Source organism: Nostoc sp. CALU 546 (assembly GCF_048836525.1).
Map to the genome: position 1 here is coordinate 1 of NZ_JAWJTF010000255.1, position 3,041 is coordinate 3,041.

Consider the following 3,041-nt stretch of genomic DNA (forward strand, 5'->3'; position numbering starts at 1 on the left):
ATGCACTTGATGGTGCGGAATGGATGGGGCGTGACTTGAAAGTGAACAAAGCTAAACCTCGTGAGGAAAGAAGCAGTTCTCCTCGTGGTAGCTGGGGTGGCGGTAATGCCCGCCGCAACAATGATCGCTACTAAGTCGATTCGTTAAAGTTTCACATTTAGAGTCTCCAGCAGATAAAGCCAAAGGCTCCACTCTGCTGGAATATTTTATTTGGTATCTAGTCTTGAACTATTCATCCACTATTCATCCATATTAAGGAGGAATGAGAATGACACAAGTAGTTTTAGGGGAGAATGAAGGTATTGAATCAGCCTTGAGAAGATTTAAGCGGGAAGTTTCTAAAGCAGGAATTTTCCAAGATATGAGAAAAAAGCGTCACTTCGAGACGCCGATAGAAAAAGAGAAGCGTAAAGCAATTGCTAGGCACAAGCAACGTCGTCAACAACGTTCTCGCTTCAATTAAAAAGTCCAAGCAAATTTGCCCTTCGATTTCACATCTAGCCAGCATCTCTTCATTGTTGCCATATCTTTGCCAAGTCACAAGTAATTAGGCATACATCAACATCAATCAATAAATAACACTGTTCGTAGTAGCGCTGTATTAATTTTCAGCGCTACTAGGCATAATTAAACATACCCTCTGTTCCATTTGTGGAACTTGTAGCAATATAAATATATCTATGTTACTCCATACCGATAAAGTATTGTAGATATGGTGCGTCTGCGATAGTTGGCTCTGGATTTAAAAAAAATGTTACGACTTTATCATTTATTACTAGGTTCTATTTTGTTGGTGTCAATACCGCTGGGAGCCAAATTTGTTCTCCCCCAATTTTCTCCACCTAAAGTCATAAAATCCTCTGCCGTTACAAAACTTCCTAATCAGAATGAGGGAAATATCTGGCAGAAAATCCTGGGAAATACTACTGCTCCAACTAACTGGCAAGTTTCTGCTTGTGAGGGAAATGCACCCCTGTTGTGTGTCTCCTCTAAAGGGAAACGTTTGGGTACAGTTGAGATTAACATTTACCCACTAGCAAATAATGAGGATTTCCGAAATGAACTCGTAGCAGCGGGTATTCCAACTGCTTCCCAAGTGGACTACCAAAGTACCAAATACCAAACCCAGGTATTACCAGTACTTAAGACTTGGGTTGTAGATCACTATACTGCGTTTGCGAAAGATCGTCAGGGTGAATATGGCAAAGAGATTACTTTCTCAGCCTACCCACCGCAACCAGTACCCATTGGTAAGCTTCAGGGAATCCGCTATGGGTTCGCTGGACTCAAGGAACAAGGTGGAGTAAAAGAGCAACACATCGGTCATGTTGCCTTTGATGGCAGTAAACTTTACGTAATTACCACTGCATTTGACACAGGTACGCAAACAGGTAAATTTGAAAAACTGGAAAACTTGGCTATTTTTCAACCTTACTTATATGCGATCGCATCTGATCTGCGTTTACCCCAATAGGCCTTGGGTTAGGAGGTCTCCAGGATACAGGTAATCGGGAATAACCTGTCCCCTGTAACCTGTAACCTTCTTCAATCACCCATCAACCTAAATCTCAGCTACCGCTCGTTCAATCAAGCGATGTGCCAAAGTTTGCGTACCAGTGTGTTCATAATAATTTGTTGATACATCCAGGAACGCCGCGAGGTAGTCTAACTTGTCATCAGCAATATCGACAAAACTTTGCAAATTGCTAACTACCTTTTGTGGCGTTAAATTATTAGCGCTAACTAACCCACTCATCCAACCTTTAACTGAGTCAAAGCTCTCACCGATAAAGTTAAGCTTACTACCGGCATTGTTTCCTGGAATTACGTCTTTGATGTTTTGGAAAGTCGAGTTTTGTTCTAACTCCTGTGGATTTGTTTGATTAATCCCAGATATTGCTTTGCTGATGAAGTCTGGGCCCAAAGGGATCAAACCATCAACACAAACTAATGCCACCATGCGGATGAGTGACTCACCACTATACTCACCTAAAGAGGCGACAAAATCCCCAATGCTATCTCCAGGAATGCCGTTAATTTGGCAGAAGGCTACTAACTCAGCTACTAATTTCAATGTCAGATCGATGGTTTGGGCTTTATCAGGTTTGGGAGTGACAGAGTTTAAAAAACCTAATAAAGGAATTTTCTCGCCAACTTTGTTAGCTAAAGCTGCTGCACCAAGCGCTCTATCTGTAGCATCAACGGTTTGATAAAGCCACAAAGCTGTTTGGTATCCTTGGGATTTGTCGTTGAATAGATAAATTGCTCTTTCGCCAATTTGCTGAATTAAATCTTCGTCGTCTTCACCAGTGACAGTCTTAATGGTGTTGACAAAGCCAACAGTATTTTGCCACTGACCAGGAGCAACAAAATCGAGTGATTTTAACATAGAAACAGTCAAGCCGCCAGTTGGCAATTGATCAACCAACTCAACAATCGATTTGCCCATAAAAATCTCCTTATTTAGGTTTTGTTATCTGAATGTTCGTAGTGCAAATCATTTCAGTTTAGCCAGACCATTAAGATTAAACTTCTCTAGCCAATCTGCGCGATCGCTAGCTGTAAATGACGGATCGCGGGAAAGTGCTTTTACTTGGTACTTTCCTACTAAAATTGCAGTTTGCGTCTTACCAACTTCTACTGCGGGATAACCGCCAATTTTTTTGGTACTATTCGAGAACTTTGCTGCTGCACTAGGTGTGCTGGTAGTATCAGAAATAGACAGCACCGCTATATCTTTACCGCCTTTTTTCAACTTCGCTTCCGCAAAGCCTTTTTTCTCTTGGGTATAGACGCGCTGGTAGCCATCACCCGCATTTGGGAAAAATTTATTAAATTCGCTACCCTGAGTTGCGGTTTTAGCTACCGATTGACCTCTTTTTTGTTGAGTGCTTTCTTTTTGCGCTTGGTCAAAACGTCCAGGTGTTGCTGGCGCACAGGCTGTTGTCAGTAACATGACTGACAGCAACAAAGCAGCTACTACCCTCCGCCCACGATGTAAAATCATTCTCGACTTCTCCTTATACTTGAGCTTTGAGGCA

General features: G+C 42.0%; 4 protein-coding genes and 1 pseudogene. 3 read left to right on the forward strand and 2 right to left on the reverse strand.

From position 1 onward, the window contains the following. From RRG12_RS42350 to RRG12_RS42360, 3 genes and pseudogenes are all read left to right on the forward strand, one after another. Positions 1-134 (forward strand): annotated as a pseudogene (locus RRG12_RS42350) (RNA-binding protein); the annotation flags it as partial. A gap of 134 nt (positions 135-268) precedes the next feature. After that, positions 269-463: a 30S ribosomal protein S21 gene (rpsU, locus tag RRG12_RS42355; RefSeq protein ID WP_069073011.1), complete on the forward strand. Its 195-nt coding sequence runs from the start codon at positions 269-271 to the stop codon at positions 461-463. A gap of 288 nt (positions 464-751) precedes the next feature. Beyond that, positions 752-1,474 carry a hypothetical protein gene (locus RRG12_RS42360; RefSeq protein ID WP_420758027.1) on the forward strand — a complete coding sequence of 241 codons (723 nt, stop codon included), beginning with the start codon at positions 752-754 and terminating at the stop codon, positions 1,472-1,474. 87 nt (positions 1,475-1,561) lie between these two features. Here RRG12_RS42360 and RRG12_RS42365 read toward each other — a convergent pair whose 3' ends face one another. Together RRG12_RS42365 and RRG12_RS42370 are read right to left on the reverse strand one after the other, a co-directional pair. Next, a complete protein-coding gene (locus RRG12_RS42365; RefSeq protein WP_069073013.1) occupies positions 1,562-2,449 on the reverse strand; it encodes a hypothetical protein in 888 nt (295 codons plus the stop codon). 48 nt (positions 2,450-2,497) lie between these two features. Then, positions 2,498-3,007 (reverse strand): hypothetical protein, encoded by a 510-nt coding sequence (locus RRG12_RS42370; protein ID WP_420758028.1) that lies wholly within the window; start codon positions 3,005-3,007, stop codon positions 2,498-2,500. Between the last annotated feature and the right edge of the window lie 34 nt (positions 3,008-3,041).

Coding starts and splice junctions, on each gene's coding strand:
- rpsU (WP_069073011.1), top strand. CDS start 269: ATGACACAAGTAGTTTTAGGGGAGAATGAAGGTATTGAATCAGCCTTG.
- RRG12_RS42360 (WP_420758027.1), top strand. CDS start 752: ATGTTACGACTTTATCATTTATTACTAGGTTCTATTTTGTTGGTGTCA.
- RRG12_RS42365 (WP_069073013.1), bottom strand. CDS start 2,449: ATGGGCAAATCGATTGTTGAGTTGGTTGATCAATTGCCAACTGGCGGC.
- RRG12_RS42370 (WP_420758028.1), bottom strand. CDS start 3,007: ATGATTTTACATCGTGGGCGGAGGGTAGTAGCTGCTTTGTTGCTGTCA.